Source organism: Streptomyces sp. NPDC101234 (assembly GCF_044767525.1).
Lineage (GTDB): Bacteria > Actinomycetota > Actinomycetes > Streptomycetales > Streptomycetaceae > Streptomyces > Streptomyces sasae.
In genome coordinates this window covers 39,930-55,370 of sequence record NZ_JBIWOA010000031.1, presented here as the reverse complement: position 1 = coordinate 55,370, position 15,441 = coordinate 39,930, and the positions used below count along the sequence as shown (strand labels likewise).

The 15,441-nt window shown below is 69.7% G+C and carries 15 protein-coding genes; 11 read left to right on the top strand and 4 right to left on the bottom strand.

The window, feature by feature from the left end; all coding sequences use genetic code 11:
• Window positions 1–197: 197 nt before the first annotated feature.
• From ACIRR9_RS41085 to ACIRR9_RS41070, 4 genes are read right to left on the bottom strand one after another with little or no spacing between them, the layout of a single operon-like run.
• Window positions 198–1,229, bottom strand: a complete 1,032-nt coding sequence (locus tag ACIRR9_RS41085) for a LacI family DNA-binding transcriptional regulator (protein ID WP_403763270.1) — start codon at window positions 1,227–1,229, stop codon at window positions 198–200.
• Window positions 1,230–1,231: 2 nt separating this feature from the next.
• On the bottom strand, window positions 1,232–2,137 hold the full coding sequence (locus tag ACIRR9_RS41080) for a carbohydrate ABC transporter permease (RefSeq protein WP_403763267.1): 906 nt from the start codon (window positions 2,135–2,137) through the stop codon (window positions 1,232–1,234).
• The gene (locus ACIRR9_RS41075) at window positions 2,134–3,060 is read right to left on the bottom strand and encodes a carbohydrate ABC transporter permease (RefSeq protein WP_403763264.1); all 927 of its coding nucleotides are present in this window, start codon (window positions 3,058–3,060) and stop codon (window positions 2,134–2,136) included. Before ACIRR9_RS41075 ends, ACIRR9_RS41080 begins: the two co-directional genes overlap by 4 nt.
• The gene (locus ACIRR9_RS41070; protein ID WP_403763262.1) at window positions 3,057–4,373 is read right to left on the bottom strand and encodes an ABC transporter substrate-binding protein; all 1,317 of its coding nucleotides are present in this window, start codon (window positions 4,371–4,373) and stop codon (window positions 3,057–3,059) included. The genes ACIRR9_RS41075 and ACIRR9_RS41070 overlap by 4 nt, the downstream gene beginning before the upstream one ends.
• A 240-nt stretch (window positions 4,374–4,613) precedes the next feature.
• Here ACIRR9_RS41070 and ACIRR9_RS41065 point away from each other — a divergent pair, with 240 nt between their 5' ends.
• The 11 genes from ACIRR9_RS41065 (at window position 4,614) to ACIRR9_RS41015 (ending at window position 15,401) form a co-directional block, all read left to right on the top strand.
• Window positions 4,614–6,635: a beta-galactosidase gene (locus ACIRR9_RS41065; protein ID WP_403763259.1), complete on the top strand. Its 2,022-nt coding sequence runs from the start codon at window positions 4,614–4,616 to the stop codon at window positions 6,633–6,635.
• Between the two features lie 151 nt (window positions 6,636–6,786).
• Window positions 6,787–8,346, top strand: a complete 1,560-nt coding sequence (locus ACIRR9_RS41060; RefSeq protein ID WP_403763451.1) for a glycosyl hydrolase 53 family protein — start codon at window positions 6,787–6,789, stop codon at window positions 8,344–8,346.
• Between the two features lie 207 nt (window positions 8,347–8,553).
• Complete coding sequence (locus ACIRR9_RS41055; RefSeq protein WP_403763257.1) at window positions 8,554–8,841, top strand: ArsR family transcriptional regulator; 288 nt, start codon at window positions 8,554–8,556, stop codon at window positions 8,839–8,841.
• 29 nt (window positions 8,842–8,870) lie between these two features.
• Window positions 8,871–9,824, top strand: a complete 954-nt coding sequence (locus ACIRR9_RS41050) for an SMP-30/gluconolactonase/LRE family protein (RefSeq protein WP_403763254.1) — start codon at window positions 8,871–8,873, stop codon at window positions 9,822–9,824.
• 90 nt (window positions 9,825–9,914) lie between these two features.
• On the top strand, window positions 9,915–10,376 hold the full coding sequence (gene crcB, locus ACIRR9_RS41045; RefSeq protein ID WP_403763251.1) for a fluoride efflux transporter CrcB: 462 nt from the start codon (window positions 9,915–9,917) through the stop codon (window positions 10,374–10,376).
• On the top strand, window positions 10,373–10,753 hold the full coding sequence (locus ACIRR9_RS41040) for a DUF190 domain-containing protein (protein WP_384557768.1): 381 nt from the start codon (window positions 10,373–10,375) through the stop codon (window positions 10,751–10,753). Before crcB (ACIRR9_RS41045) ends, ACIRR9_RS41040 begins: the two co-directional genes overlap by 4 nt.
• Window positions 10,750–11,124, top strand: a complete 375-nt coding sequence (crcB, locus tag ACIRR9_RS41035) for a fluoride efflux transporter CrcB (protein ID WP_384557770.1) — start codon at window positions 10,750–10,752, stop codon at window positions 11,122–11,124. Before ACIRR9_RS41040 ends, crcB (ACIRR9_RS41035) begins: the two co-directional genes overlap by 4 nt.
• 72 nt (window positions 11,125–11,196) lie before the next feature.
• Window positions 11,197–12,033 (top strand): undecaprenyl-diphosphate phosphatase, encoded by an 837-nt coding sequence (locus ACIRR9_RS41030; protein ID WP_365345753.1) that lies wholly within the window; start codon window positions 11,197–11,199, stop codon window positions 12,031–12,033.
• A 194-nt stretch (window positions 12,034–12,227) separates the two neighbouring features.
• On the top strand, window positions 12,228–12,905 hold the full coding sequence (locus tag ACIRR9_RS41025; RefSeq protein ID WP_403763448.1) for a FadR/GntR family transcriptional regulator: 678 nt from the start codon (window positions 12,228–12,230) through the stop codon (window positions 12,903–12,905).
• Window positions 12,902–14,341, top strand: a complete 1,440-nt coding sequence (locus tag ACIRR9_RS41020; protein WP_403763246.1) for an amino acid permease — start codon at window positions 12,902–12,904, stop codon at window positions 14,339–14,341. Before ACIRR9_RS41025 ends, ACIRR9_RS41020 begins: the two co-directional genes overlap by 4 nt.
• Before the next feature lie 43 nt (window positions 14,342–14,384).
• Window positions 14,385–15,401: an asparaginase gene (locus ACIRR9_RS41015; RefSeq protein ID WP_403763243.1), complete on the top strand. Its 1,017-nt coding sequence runs from the start codon at window positions 14,385–14,387 to the stop codon at window positions 15,399–15,401.
• Window positions 15,402–15,441 lie beyond the last annotated feature (40 nt).

The following is a 15,441-nucleotide window of genomic DNA, read 5'->3' as shown; positions in this document are numbered from 1 at the left end:
GGCTTCCCCGTCGGTGATCCCACGCTAGGCCGGGGAAGCCCGCCGGGGCTTCTCCGATCCTGACCGACTCTGGCAGGGCCAGTGCCCCGAAGGGGTGCGGAGCTGGATCGAACATGCGGCTCCGCCGCGTGGGCGCGCCCAGCCACGACGGCGCAGCAGACGCCCGACGACCTTTCCCGGCACCCCCAGCGGAGCGTTCACGCAGAGTCGCGGACCACCAGTTCCGTAGGCAGGATCACCGCCGCCGGATCCTCACCGCCGATCTGCGCCAGCAGCAACCGCACCATCTCCGCACTGATCCGGTCGTACGGCTGGCGGATCGTGGTCAGGGCGGGGACCGCCTCCGTCGCCGCGACCGAGTCGTCGAAACCGCCGACAGCGATGTCATCCGGCACCCGCCGGCCGGCCCGGTGCAGCGCCGCCAGGGCACCCTGCGCCATCAGGTCGGAGGCCACGAACAGGGCGTCCATGTCAGCGGCCTGCGCCAGCAGCCGCTCGGCGCCCGCCTCGCCGCTGGCCCGGCTGTAGTCGCCGGAGACGACGAGCCCCTCGTCGAACTCGACGCCCGCCTCCGTGAGCACCTCCCGGTACCCGGCGAGGCGGTCGACACCGCCAGGTGTGTCCAGCGGACCGGTGATCATGCCGATCCGGCGGCGGCCCACATCCAGCAGATGCCGGACCATGTCCCGGGCGCCGTCCCGGTCGTCCGCCGCCACGTAACTCACCTTGGTGCCGGGCCCCATGGGCTTGCCGCACTGCACGAGGGGCACACCCGCCTCGCGCAGTTCCTCGGCGACCCGGTCGCCGGAGTGGCTGGAGACCAGCAGCACCCCGTCGACGTGCCCGGCGGTGATGTACCGCGTTATCCGCCGCCGTTCGTCCTTCGTGCCCGCCAGCATCAGCAGCAGCGGGATGTCGTGCCCGGCCAGCGCCTGGGTGCAACCGCTGAGCAGCACATTGAAGTTGGGGTCCTCGAAGAACCGTTCCTGGGGCTCGGTCAGCAGGAAGCCGATGGAGTCCGAACGCCCGGTGATCAGCGACCGGGCGTGCCGGTTCACGACGTACCCGGTCCGGCGGATGGCGTCGTTGACCGCCTCCTGCGCGGCGGGGCTGACGTAGTGCCCGCCGTTGAGCACGCGCGAGACGGTGCCTCGTGAGACCCCTGCCTCGCGCGCCACGTCGTGGATCGTCGGCGGTTTTCGCCGGCCCCCCGTACTGCTGCTGCTCATGGTCATGACTTTACGGCCCCGGACAGCAGGTCAAGGCTCCAGAAGCGCTGAATGACCAGGAAGAGCGCGATCAGCGGGATCACCGCGAGGAACGCCCCCGTGATCACCAGCGTGTACAGCGCCGGCTGGCTGTTGCCCTGCTGGAGCAGCGTGAACAGGCCCAGGGTGATCGGGAACTTCTCGTCGTCGCTCAGCATGATGTAGGGCAGCAGGAAGTTGTTCCACACGGCCACGAACTGGAACAGGAACACCGTCACCATGCCGGGGATCATCATCGGCAGCGCGATCCGTGTGAAGATCCGCCACTCGCTCGCCCCGTCCATCCGCCCGGCCTCGACCACGTCGGCGGGTACGGCCGCGGCCGCGTAGACGCGCGAGAGGTAGACGCCGTACGGGGCGAGGATCTGCGGCAGCAGCACGGACAGGTAGGAGTCCGTGAGACCGGCCTTGGCCATCAGCAGGTACTGCGGGACGGCTAGGATGATCGGGGGCATCAGCACGCCCGCGAGCAGCACGTTGAAGATCGCCTCGCGGCCCTTGAAGCGGTACGTCGCCAGGGCGTAGCCGCTGAAGGCCGAGACGCCCGTCGACAGCAGGGCGCCCAGACCGGCGTACAGGGCGGAGTTGCCCATCCACTTCCAGTAGACGCCGTCGCGGTAGGCGTTGAGATCCTTGAGGTTGCCCATCAGTCCGGTGCCGGGCAGGAAGGTGAACGTGGAGAACAGTTCGCTGCCGGACTTGGTGGACGCGATCACCACCCAGGCGACCGGGAGGAGCGTGTAGACCGCGCCGAGCAGCAGAGTGATCGTCGGGATCAGGGCGACACGGCGGCGCAGCGGCGGGCCCTGGGCGGTACCCGGCGTCGTACCCGCCGCCGGGGCGGCCTTGCGGACGGCGAGAGAACTCACTGTGCTGCCTCCTGCCTGTTGCGGCGGTTCGCGGCCCGCAGGAACCCGAAGGACAGCACCAGCGTGGCGAGGGCGATGAGGGTCGCCTCGGCCGCCGCCGAGTAGATGTCCCCCTTGGCGAAGGCGTCCATGTAGACCTTCATCAGCGGGCTCCAGGTCGTGCTGACCGAGTTGGTGAGGGGTTTGAGGGTCATCGGCTCGTTGAAGACCTGGAGCGTCGCGATGATCGAGAAGAAGAAGGTCAGCACCAGCGAGGGCGCCACCATCGGGATCTTGATCCGCAGGGCGATCTGCAGCGGGGAGGCGCCGTCCAGCTTCGCCGCCTCGTACACCTCGGCCGGGATGGACCTGAGCGAGGTGTAGATGACGATCATGTTGAAGCCGGTACCGCCCCAGATCGCGATGTTGGACAGGGCCAGGTACAGCGGCCCGCCGCTCAGCAGGTCGGGCTGCGGCAGGTGCAGCTTGTCGAGCAGGTAGTAGAAGGGGCTGACGGCCGGCAGGTACAGGAAGCCCCACAGCAGCGCGGCCACCACGCCGGGAATGGCGTACGGAAGGAAGATCGCGAGCCGGGTGAACGGGGCGAGGCGGACCCGCTCGGAGTCGAGCATCAGGGCGAACACGAGGGCGAGGCCGAGCATCACCGGGACGACGATGCAGCCGTAGCCGAGGACACGCAGCGCACCGTCGTAGAACTCGTTGTCGGTGAGGGCGTCCTTGTAGTTCTCCAGGCCGGCCCAGACCTCCTTACGGGCACCCGCACCCAGGCCGAGGCCGGAGACGTGCACCTGGCGGAAGCTGAGCCAGACCGCGTACCCGATGGGCAGCACGAAGAACAGCGAGAAGAGAGAGGCGGCGGGGAGGAGGAAGGCGTACGGGGCCCCCTTGACCCCGTACGACCTCCGGCCGGCGGGGCTGGTCACTGAGAAACTCCGAAGCCCTGCTTCTTCATGTCGGCGAGCGTGGCGTCCTGCATGGTGTTCAGGGCGGTCACGAAGTCCGACTTGTTCTTGGCGGCGGTACCGAACGCGTCGTTGAAGGTCGTGTAGGCGACGTTCACGTTCGGGCCCCACGCGGAGGCGGCCGTGGTCTTCGCGATCTCGGCGGCCTTGGTGTAGAAGTCCGCCTGGTTCGAGAAGTAGGCCGGCGGGTTGGAGAAGGCACCGCTCAGCTGGGCGGAGGTGGAGGCGGGGTAGATCCCGCCCTCCTTGGCCATCGTGTCGAGCGCGTCACCGTTGGTGTTCAGCCAGGCCGCGAACTTGGCCGCGGCCTCCTGGTGCTTGGAGTCGGTGGTGACGGCCGTCGAGGAGCCGCCCCAGCTTCCGGTGACGTCCTCGTTCGCGGACCACTGGGGGAGCGGGGCCATGGCCCACTTGCCCTTGGCGGACGGCGCGGCCGTGGTCAGCACGCCCGGCGCCCACACCGCGGAGACCCAGGCGATCTGCTTGCCCGTGTCGAGCGCCTTGTTCCAGGCCGGGGTGTACATCGGCTGGTTGTCGATGGCGCCCTCCTTGACCAGGCCGCCCCAGAAATTGGCGACCTTCTGGGTGGCCGCGTCGTTGATGCCGACCTTCCACTTGTTGCCGGAGGTGGTCCACCACTTGGCGCCGGCCTGCTGGGCCAGGCCCGCGAAGAGGCCGGCGTCGTTGGCGGAGAACGTGGTCAGGTCGACGTCCGGCGCCTTCTTCTTCAGCGCGCGGGCGGTCTCGGCGAACTGGTCCCAGGTGGTGGGGACCGTCAGGCCGTACTTCTTGAAGAGGTCCGCGCGGTAGTAGAACATCAGCGGGCCGATGTCCTGGGGCACCGCGTACACCGCGTCCGTGCCCAGCGTGACCTGCCCCCAGACGCCGTCGGCGAACTTGCTCTTGGCGTCGCCGATCTCCTTCGATATGTCGGCGACGGCGCCGTTGCTGACCAGCGTCGGCAGCGCCTGGTACTCGGCCTGGACCAGGTCGGGGCCGGTCTTCGCCTTGTGCGCGGTGAGGATCTTGGTGACCAGCGTGTCGCCGGAGGCCTGCTTCTTGAAGGTGACCGTGATCTGGTCCTTCTTGCCCGGACCCTTGTTCCACAGGTCGACGACCTTGTCCATGCCGGGCGCCCAGCTCCAGAACGTCAGGTTGACCGGACCGGAGTCGGCCTTGCTGCCGTCGGAGGAGCCGCAGGCGGCGAGGGCGGTGGCGCCGAGGGCTATGGCGATGGTGGATGCCACGAGGCGAGCGCGCTTCGTGTTGGGCATGGATCTCTCCCCTGACCTGGGTCCCCGCCCGTCGCGGGAACCTGCCATGCAGATGATGTGTGAGCGTTCTCAGACCCGGATTCTCGCCCGTCGCGAGTCCGTGCCATGCTCTGTGAGCGTTCACAGTAGAGAAACATCCCGGACACTTGTCAATGGTTGTTGCTGTGCGGTTATGTTGGGCTCGTGCCGCCAATCATGTCTGTGCACGTTCCCAAATGATCGACTCAACGGGAGAGATCCATGCCGGAGACCACCCCCAAGGGCCTCACCAGGCTCGCCTTCGGTGGGGACTACAACCCCGAGCAGTGGCCGGAAAACGTCTGGCAGGAGGACGTCCGGCTGATGCGCGAGGCCGGCGTCACGATGGTGAGCGTCGGGATCTTCTCCTGGGCCCTGCTGGAGCCGGCGCCGGGGGAGTACGACTTCGGCTGGCTCGACCGGATCCTCGGCCTGCTGCACGAGAACGGCATCCGCGTCGACCTCGGCACGCCCACGGTCGTACCGCCCGCCTGGTTCTACCGGGCGCACCCCGAGGCCCTGCCGGTCACCGCCGAGGGCGTCCGCTACGAGTTCGGCTCGCGCGGAGCCATCTGCCACTCCAACGCCGACTACCGCGCCGCCGCCGCGGCGATCACCACCAAACTCGCCGAGCGCTACGGCGACCACCCGGCCCTCGCGATGTGGCACGTCCACAACGAGTACGGCGTCCCGGTCTCGGCCTGTTACTGCGACTCCTGCGCCGCCCACTTCCGCCGCTGGCTGGCGGACACGTACGGCACGGTCGACGGGGTCAACAAGGCCTGGGGCACGGCCTTCTGGGGCCAGCACTACACGGACCTGGCGCAGATCAACCCGCCGCGCTCCACCCCGACGGTGGGCAACCCGGGCCAGAACCTCGACTACAAGCGGTTCGCCGACGCCACCATCCGCGAGAACTTCCGCATGGAGCGGGACATCCTGCACCGCCTCTCGCCCGGCGTCCCGGTGACCACCAACTTCATGACCGCCCTCAGCCAGTGCGACTCCATGGACTACTGGGCCTGGGGCCGCGAGGTCGACCTGGTCACCAACGACCACTACCTGATCACCGACGGCCGCCGTACCCATGTCAACCTGGCGATGGCCGCCGACCTCACCCGCTCCGTCGCCGCCGGCGCCCCCTGGCTGCTCCTGGAGCACTCCACCTCGGGCATCAACTGGCAGCCCCGCAACCCCGCCAAGGCCCCCGGCCAGATGGCCCGCAACTCCCTCGCCCACGTGGCCCGCGGCTCCGACGGCGCGATGTTCTTCCAGTGGCGGCAGTCCCGGCGCGGCGCCGAGAAGTTCCACTCGGCGATGCTCCCGCACGGCGGCACCGAGACCCGAGTGTGGCGCGAGGTCGTCGAACTCGGCGCGTCCCTCGACTCGTTGGCCCAGATCCGGGGTACCCGCACCCGGGCCGACGTGGCCGTCCTCTGGGACTGGCAGTCCTGGTGGGCGCAGAACCTGCAGTGGCGCCCCAGCGAGGACCACGACCCGCGCGAGCGCGCCGACGCGTTCTACGAGACCCTCTACGACCGCCACCTCACCGTCGACTTCGCCCACCCGGAAAGCGACTTGTCGGCCTATCCCCTTGTCGTCGTACCGGCTCTGTACCTGATGACGGAGGCGGCCGGGGACAACCACAGGGAGTACGTCGAGAACGGCGGCACGCTGGTCGTCTCGTACTTCTCCGGGATCGTCGACGAGCACGACGCCGTCCACGAGGGCGCCTACCCGGGCACCCTGCGCGACGTCCTCGGCCTCACCGTGGAGGAGTTCTCACCGCTGCTGAAGGACCAGCGGGTGCGGCTCACCGGCCCCGACGGCTCCGAGCTGACCGGCGACGTGTGGACCGAGTTCGTCGTCCCGGCCGGTGCCGAGACCGTCTGGACGTATGCCGACGGCCTGACCGCGGGCCGCCCGGCGGTCACCCGGCACCAGCTGGGGGAGGGCACCGCCTGGTACGTGTCCACCCGGCTCGACGCGCAGGGCCTGGACGCCCTGCTCGGCTGGGCCGCCGAGGACGCCCGGATCGCGCCCCGCGCCGATCTGCCCCGCGATGTCGAGGTGGTCCGCCGCACCGGCGAGTCCGGCACGTTCCTCTTCGCGATCAACCACACCGCCACCGACGCCAAGGTGCCCCTGGAGGCGCACGGCACCGAACTGCTGACGGGCGAGCGCGCCGCGGGCCATCTGGCGGTCCCGGCGGGCGCCGTCCGGGTCGTACGACTCGACGGCTGAACCCGGTCGCGGGCCGGGCCCGGCCGTGCCCGGGTCCGCCGAGACTCCCCTCCGTCCGCGCGTGCCACGAGAGCCGCGGGCGGAGGGGCACTCCTCCGGCCCCGCCGGAGGAACCCCCTCCCCAGTCACGTCGAAGGGACGACGGACGATGATGTTCCATCCCAGACGCACCATCAGAGCCCTGCTGCTGCCGCTCGCGGCCGGGCTCGCCCTGATCACCCTGCCCGCCCAGTCCGCGCAGGCGGCGAGCACGCTCACCAACGGCGGCTTCGAGTCGGACGGTGCGGGTGTGGCCGGCCCCGCCGGCTGGTCGGAGTACGGCGACACGGGCGCCTCGTACACCGAGTCCGGTGGCCATAGCGGCAGTTACCGCCTGACCCACTACTCGGCCTCCGCCTACAAGGTGGAGACGTACCAGTACCTGTCGGGGCTGACCAACGGCACCTACACGCTCACCGCCTGGGTCCGCTCCAGCGGCGGCCAGAACTCCGCCTACATATCCCTGAAGAACTGCGGTAGTTCGGAGCAGAAGACCGACCTGCCGGTCTCCACCAGCAGCTGGGTCCGGATCGTCACCTCGATCGCGGTCACCAACAACCAGTGCACGGTCAGCATCAACTCCGACGCCAACGCGGGCAACTGGATCAACGTCGACGACCTGACCTTCGCCTCCGGCTCGACGGGCCTGGCCATCAAGGGCGCCGACATCTCGTCACTGGCCAAGAGCGAGGCCAAGGGCGGTGTCTACAAGACCAGCTCCGGCACCACCGGGGACGCGGTCACCATCCTCAAGAACGCCGGGATGAACTACGCGCGCCTGAAGGTCTGGGTCAACCCGGCCGACGGCTACAACGACAAGGCGCATGTGCTGGCCATGGCCAAGCGCATCAAGGCGGCCGGCATGAAGCTGCTGGTCGACTTCCACTACTCGGACAGCTGGGCCGACCCGGGCAAGCAGACCAAGCCCGCCGCCTGGGCGAACGACTCCTACAGCCAGCTGAAGACCGACGTGTACAACCACACGTACAACGTCCTGAACGCGCTGAAGTCCCAGGGCACCACCGCCGACATGGTCCAGATCGGCAACGAGATCAACGGCGGCATGCTCTGGTCCGAGGGCTCCACCAGCAACTGGTCGCAGCTCGCCGGCCTGATCAACTCCGGCTACAGCGCGGCCAAGGCGGTCTCCTCCGGCACCCAGGTCGCCCTGCACCTGGCCAACGCGGGCGACGACGCCACGGTCCGCTGGTGGTTCGACAACGCCAAGACCTACGGCATCGACTACGACGTGATCGGGCTGTCGTACTACGGCTACTGGCACGGCTCGCTGGCCGCCGCCCAGACCACCCTGGACGACGTGGCGTCCCGCTACGGCAAGCCGGTCTTCGTCGCCGAGACGGCCTACCCGTTCACCCTCGCCCAGGACGACTCGCTGGAGAACCAGATCGACACCACCAGCGAACTGGTCACCGGCTACCCGGCCACCGCGGCCGGCCAGCTGGCCTGGATGAACGCCGTCGCGAACATCGTCGAGGCCGTCCCGAACGGCCGCGGGCTCGGCGTCTTCTACTGGGAGGCGACCTGGACCGCCGTCACCGGAAACGGCTGGGATCCGACCGACGCCAGCTCCGGCAACGGCTGGGAGAACCAGGCCCTGTTCGGCTACGACGACAAGGCGCTGTCCTCCATGGCCTGGTTCAGCCACCGCTGAACCACCACTGACGGGGGCCCGGCCGTAAGGGGACGGTCGGGCCCCTCAGCCCTGCCCGCGGCACGTTGCGGAGGCAAGTTCCCCACCGGTCGATCTCGTACGGCCGTTCGATCTCGGACAACGGTCCCCGAGTCCCTGACGTGGGGGCTTCGGCTGCGCGACAGTGGGAAAACGAACTACGAGGAGGCAGGGACGGAGGCCGGTCGGATGCTGAGGAACGCAAAGAGCGTGAGTCGCCTGGAGATTCTGGACTGGCTCAAGGATCCGACGGCCCACTTCCCGCCCCAGCGTCACGCGGACCTCGTCGAGGACGGTGTCACCGCCCGGGCCGTCGCCGCCAAGCTCGGCGTCTCCCGCAAGGTCGCCGGCACCCATCTGGGCCTGCTGACCCGCCTCGGCCTGCTGCGCTCCAAGCGCATCCGGCACCGCACCTACTACCGGCGCGACGAGATCCGGATCGCCGAGGTGGCCCGGATGTTCGAGAAGGGCTGGTGAGACCGGTTCCGCCTGACAGTATGGGATCCATGGACCGTCCCGAACGCCTCTTCCCCCTCCACTACATCGCCGTCGGCGGCCGCGGCCCGGAGGACGTGGTGACGGATCCGGAAGGCCGGGTCCTGACCGGCGTCGAGGACGGCCGCATCCTGCGTCTGGACGACCTCGGCGACCCGGACACCGCCAGGGTGCGGGTGCTCGCCGAGACCGGCGGCCGCCCGCTGGGCCTGGAACTCCTCCCGGACGGCGACCTGCTGGTCTGCGACGCGGAGCGCGGTCTGCTGCGTGTCGGCCTCACCGACGGAGTAGTGCGCGTGCTCGCCGACTCCGTCGAGGGGGAGCCGCTCGGGTTCGCGAGCAACGTGGTCGCCCTGCCCGACGGCACGGTGTACTTCACCGAGTCGAGCCGCCGCTTCCCCCTCGACCGCTGGATCGGCGACATCGTCGAGCACAGCGGCACCGGCCGCCTGCTGCGCCTCGCCCCCGGCGCGACGGAGCCCGAAGTGGCCTGCGACGGGCTCCAGTTCGCCAACGGACTGGTCGTGAGCGGTGACGGCACGTTTTTGATCGTGGCCGAGACCGGTGCGTACCGCCTCACCCGCTACTGGCTCACCGGCCCGCGCACCGGCCGCGCCGAGTTCTTCGCCGAGCTCCCCGGGATGCCGGACAACATGTGGCGCGACGGCGACCTCACCTGGGTCGCACTCGCCGGCCCTCGCAACCCGGCGCTCGACGTCCTGCACCGCACCCCGCCCGCCGTCCGCAGGGCGGCCGCGCGCGCCGCCGTGCACGCCCCCTACCGGCCCGTCGGCACCGTCGCCGTCGTGGCCCTCGACGACCACGGCAGGGTCGTCCACCACCTCGCGCGCCGGCACTCCGGCTTCCGTATGGTCACCAGCGTCTGCCGGACCGGCCGCCACCTGGTCCTCGGCAGTGTCTGGGAGCCCGGCATCGCGGTCTGCGCGGCCCCCACCGCGAAGTGACCGGCGGGTACGCCCGGCGGTAGCCTGTTGCCCCCGTCGGTGCGGTGCCGAACCCCGTCGGGGTGGTGCCGAACAGGAGACGTACGACCGATGACAGCCCCGGAAGCCGAGAGCCTCCGTGTCCGGCCGGCCCCGCGCCGCCGGTCCGAGTGGCGTACCCAGGCTCCCGTCGTCGCGGTGGTCGCCGTCGGCGGCGCGACCGGCGCGGTGGCCCGCTACGCGCTCGCCCTGGCCCTGCCCACCGCGGCCGGAGGATTCCCCTGGGCGACCTTCTGGACCAACGTCGTAGGCTGCGCGGTGATCGGCGCGTTCCTGGTCCTGATCACCGAAGGGCTCCCCGCGCACCGCCTGGTCCGCCCCTTCTTCGGCACCGGCGTCCTCGGCGGCTTCACCACCTTCTCCACCTACGCCGTCGACATCCAGAAACTGGTCGACCACGGCCGCCCCGCCACGGGCCTGGCCTATCTCGCCGCGACCCTGTGCGCGGCCATGGCGGCGGTGTGGTGCGCGGCCACCGCGACCCGCCGTGTCCTCACCCGGAGGCAGCGATGACGAGACTGACCGGCCGCGCCCTGCGCCTGACCGTCTACATCGGCGAGGACGACATCTGGCACCACAAGCCCCTCTACACCGAGATCGTGCACCGCGCCCACCGGGCCGGCCTCGCGGGCGCCAGCGTCTTCCGGGGCATCGAGGGCTTCGGTGCCTCCTCCCGCATCCACACCGCCCGGCTGCTGTCGCTCAGCGAGGACCTGCCGGTGGCGGTCGTGATCGTGGACACGGAGGAGCGGGTCCGGGACTTCCTGCCGCAGCTCGACGAACTGGTGACCGAGGGTCTCGTCACCCTCGACGACTGCGAGGTCATCAGGTACGTCGGCCGCACGGACGACACGACCAAAACGGACGCGGAAGGTAAGAAGTCGTTGTGAACTGGCTGTTGGTCGTGCTCGGTGCCGTCGTCGGTGCTCCGCTCCGCTACCTCACCGACCGTGCCGTCCAGGCCAGGCACGACTCCGTCTTCCCCTGGGGCACCTTCGTGGTCAACGTCACCGGCTGCCTGATCCTGGGCCTGCTGACCGGCGCGGCCTCCGCGGGCGCCGCGAGCCCCCATCTCCAGCTGCTCCTGGGAACCGGGCTGTGCGGGGCGCTGACGACGTACTCGACGTTCTCGTACGAGACCCTCAGGCTGACCGAGACCGGCGCCGGGCTCTACGCTGCCGCCAACGTCGTCGCGAGCCTCGTGGCGGGACTCGGGGCGGCCTTCGCCGGCGTCGCGATCGCCCAGGCCCTCTGGGCCTAGAACTTGCCTCACGCCCGGCCGTTGTAAAACTGTCTACAGCACTGTCGACCAAACTCTGCAGAACTGGATCCCATGAGCGCCATCTCCGTCGGTCAAGCCGTCGTCCTCGGTGTCGTCGAGGGGGTGACCGAGTTCCTCCCCGTGTCCTCCACCGGCCACCTCAAGATCACCGAGGGGCTCATGAACATCCCCGTCGACGACAAGTCCGTCGTCGGGTTCTCCGCCGTCATCCAGGTGGGCGCCATCGCCGCCGTGCTCGTGTACTTCTTCAAGGACATCAAGCGGATCGTCACCGCCTGGGGTCGCGGTCTGACCAACAAGGAGGAGCGCTACCACCACGACTACAAGTTCGCCTGGTGGGTCATCTACTCGACGATCCCGATCGTCCTGGTGGGCCTCGCCGCGAAGCCGCTGATCGACGGTGCGCTCGGTTCCCTCTGGGTGGTCGGCGGCTCGCTGATCGTCGGCTCCGGTGTGATGTGGTGCGCGGACCAGATGGGCCGCCACAAGCGCGGTGAGGACGACACCTCGTTCAAGGACGCGATGCTGGTCGGCTGCTCCCAGATCCTCGCCCTGCTCTTCCCCGGCTTCTCCCGCTCCGGCGCCACCATGTCCACCGCGCTCATCCTCGACCTGGACCGCGTCGCCGCCACCCGCCTCTCCTTCTTCCTCGGCATCCCGGCCCTGACCGGCGCCGGTATCTACGAGCTCAAGGACGCCCTCGGCGCGGGCGTCGGCGCCGCCCCGCTGGCGGTCGGCACGATCGTCTCCTTCGTGGTCGCCTACGGCTCCATCGCCTGGCTGCTGAAGTTCGTGGCGAAGCACTCCTTCAACGCGTTCGTGATCTACCGGATCGTGATCGGCCTGGCGGTCTTCGGCCTCCTGGCCACGGGCACCATCAACGCCTGACCTGCCACCGCCGCACCGGTCCGGTCCGTCCTCGCACCACCACGGGGTGTGATGCCTGCACATTCAGGCGTCGCACCCCGTGAATGTTTCCTTTCCCGAAACCTTGACAGTCTCCTCCCGCAACCCGGAACATCTCACCCGTGAACCTGTCAGACAGCCCGACAGCCGGACAGCCCCCACGGCGTGTGAGCGCCATGGAGGCGGTGCTGGCGCACCTGCGCGGTGCCATCGAGCGCGGCGAGTACGCCATAGGCGACAAACTCCCCTCCGAGGCGGAGCTCTGCCGCACCCTGGAGATCAGCAGGCCCGTCCTGCGCGAGGCCCTGCGGGCCCTGCAGACGATGGGCCTGACCGTCTCCAAGACCGGCAAGGGCACCTTCGTCGTCGCGAACGCCGTCGAGGACCCCACCTTCGGCGACTACGCGGCGAGCGACCTGCTCGAAGTGCGCCGGCACATCGAGATCCCGGTCGCCGGGTACGCGGCGCTGCGCCGCACCCCGGAGAACCTGGACCACCTGGCCCATCTGCTCGACCGCATGGAGCGGGAGACGGACACCACCGCGTGGGTCGCGATGGACACCCTCTTCCACCTCGCCGTGGCCGAGGCCGCCCAGAACCCGGTCTTCCGCCGGGTCATCGAGGAGATCCGGGACGCACTGGCGCGTCAGTCGGCCTTCCTCAACGAGCTGGGCGGCCGCCGGGAGCAGTCCAACCGGGAGCACCGGGCCATCGTCGAAGCACTGATCGACGGTTCCGAACCCGACGCCGTGGAGGCCATGAGCCACCACCTCGACCGCGTCGAGACGACCCTCACCCACATCGTGCGCCCCGCGGGCACGGACAAGCACCAGGAAGGCGGAACCGAGGCGTGAGCGAACAGCACCTCAAAGACGAGACGCGCCCCTCGTCCCGTCACGTCGACGCCGGAGACCACGGCTACAGCAAGTCGCTGAAGCACCGGCACGTCAACATGATCGCCATCGGCGGCGCCATCGGCACCGGCCTCTTCCTCGGCGCCGGCGGCCGCCTCGCCGACGCCGGCCCCTCCCTCTTCGTCGCGTACGCGGTCTGCGGCGTCTTCGCGTTCCTCGTCGTACGCGCCCTCGGCGAACTCGTGCTCTACCGCCCCTCCTCCGGCGCCTTCGTCTCGTACGCCCGTGAGTTCCTGGGCGAGAAGGGCGCGTACACCGCGGGCTGGATGTACTTCCTGAACTGGGCGACCACCGGCATCGCCGACATCACCGCGGTCGCCACCTACACCCACTACTGGGGGATGTTCTCCGACATCCCGCAGTGGGTGATCGCCCTGATAGCCCTCGCCGTGGTCCTGACCGTGAACCTGATCTCGGTGAAGATCTTCGGCGAACTGGAGTTCTGGTTCGCGATCGTCAAGGTCAGCGCCCTGGTGATCTTCATGGTCATCGGCATCTTCCTGCTGGTCACCCAGCACCCCGTGGACGGCACGACCCCCGGCCCGTCCCTGATCACCGACAACGGCGGCATCTTCCCCAACGGTCTGCTGCCCATGCTGCTGATCATCCAGGGCGTCGTCTTCGCCTACGCCTCGGTCGAGCTGGTCGGCGTCGCCGCCGGTGAGACGGAGAACCCCGAGAAGATCATGCCCAAGGCGATCAACTCGATCATGTGGCGCGTGGGCCTCTTCTACGTCGGCTCCGTCGTCCTCCTCTCGATGCTGCTGCCCTGGAACAAGTACACGGCGGGCCAGAGCCCCTTCGTGACCGTGCTCTCCCACATCGGCGTCCCGGCGGCCGGCGGCGTGATGAACCTGGTCGTCCTCACCGCGGCCATGTCCTCGCTCAACTCCGGCCTCTACTCCACCGGCCGCATCCTGCGCTCCATGGCCGTCAACGGCTCCGCCCCGAAGTTCACCGCGAAGATGAGCCGCACCCAGGTGCCGTACGGCGGGATCCTGCTCACCAGCGGAATCTGTGTCCTCGGCGTGGGCCTCAACTTCGTCGTCCCCGCCGACGCGTTCGAGATCGTCCTCAACTTCGCGGCGATCGGCATCATCGCCACCTGGGGCATGATCATGCTCTGCCACCTGCTCTTCTGGCGGAAGACCCAGAACGGCGAACTCACCCGCCCCGGCTACCGACTGCCGGGCTCCCCCTGGACCGAGATCGTGACGCTGGCGTTCCTCGCCTCCGTCCTGGTCCTGATGTACGCCGACGGCGGCGCCGGACGCACCACCGTGCTCTGTGTGCCGCTGATCGTCGCAGCGCTCGTCGCCGGCTGGTACACCATCCGCCGCCGCGTGGCGCGCCCGTCCGCCGGAACCGACGCGTGAACCGCGCACCGGTCCGTCCCGACTCACCCGAGACCAGGAAGTGATGTACAGCAGTTTCCCCGCGGACGCACCCATCGTCCGTGAACCCCTGCACGCCCCCGTCGCCCACCTCATACGCGACGGGGTCGTCGAGGGCATCCACTACGGTTCCGTCGCCGTCCTCGGCGCCGACGGAGAGGTCCAGTTCCAGCTCGGCGACATAGAGGCCGCGTTCTACCCGCGCTCGGCCCTCAAGCCCGTCCAGGCCGTGGCCATGCTGCGGGCCGGGCTGCCCCTCGACGGCGACCTGCTCTCGCTGGCCGCCGCCAGCCACTCCGGCGAGGAACGCCACCTCGCCGGGACCCGGCGCATCCTAGAACTCGCCGGACTGGCGGAGTACGACCTGCGCAACGTGCCCGACATGCCGTACGACCCGGTCGTGCGGGACACCTGGGTGCGGGAGGGCCGGCTGCCGTCGAGGCTCGCCCAGAACTGCTCCGGCAAGCACGCGGCGATGCTGTGGACCGCCGAGCTGAACGGCTGGTCGCTGGACGACTACCTCGATCCGGCCCATCCGCTCCAGCAGGCGATCGCCGAGATCGTCGAGGACCTGACCGGGCAGCGGATCGCCCGTACGTCGGTGGACGGCTGCGGTGCGCCGCTGTTCTCCATCTCCCTGCACGGGCTGGCCCGCGCGGTGTCGCGGATCGTCACCGCCGCGCCGGGCACGCCCGAGGCGCGGGTCGCCGACGCGATGCGCGAGCACGCCGAGATGGCGTCCGGTGCGGGGCGTGACGTGGCCGCGCTGATGCGAGCCGTGCCGGGGCTGCTCGCCAAGGACGGCTTCGAGGGCGTTCAGGTCGCGGCGCTGCCGGACGGGCGGGCCGTGGCCGTGAAGATCGCCGACGGGGCGAACCGGGCGCGGGTGCCGGTGGCCGCGGCGGCGTTGGCGCGGGCCGGGGTTGCTCCGGAGCTGCTGACCGAGTTCGCCGGTGAGGCACTGCTCGGTGGTGGGCGGCCGGTCGGGTGTGTGCGGCCCGTTCGGTCGCTGGAGCCGGTGTCTGTTTCTGCCTGCGCCTAGTCGTCTGCGTGGATCTGTTGTTCGGCGACTGCGGGCCGGC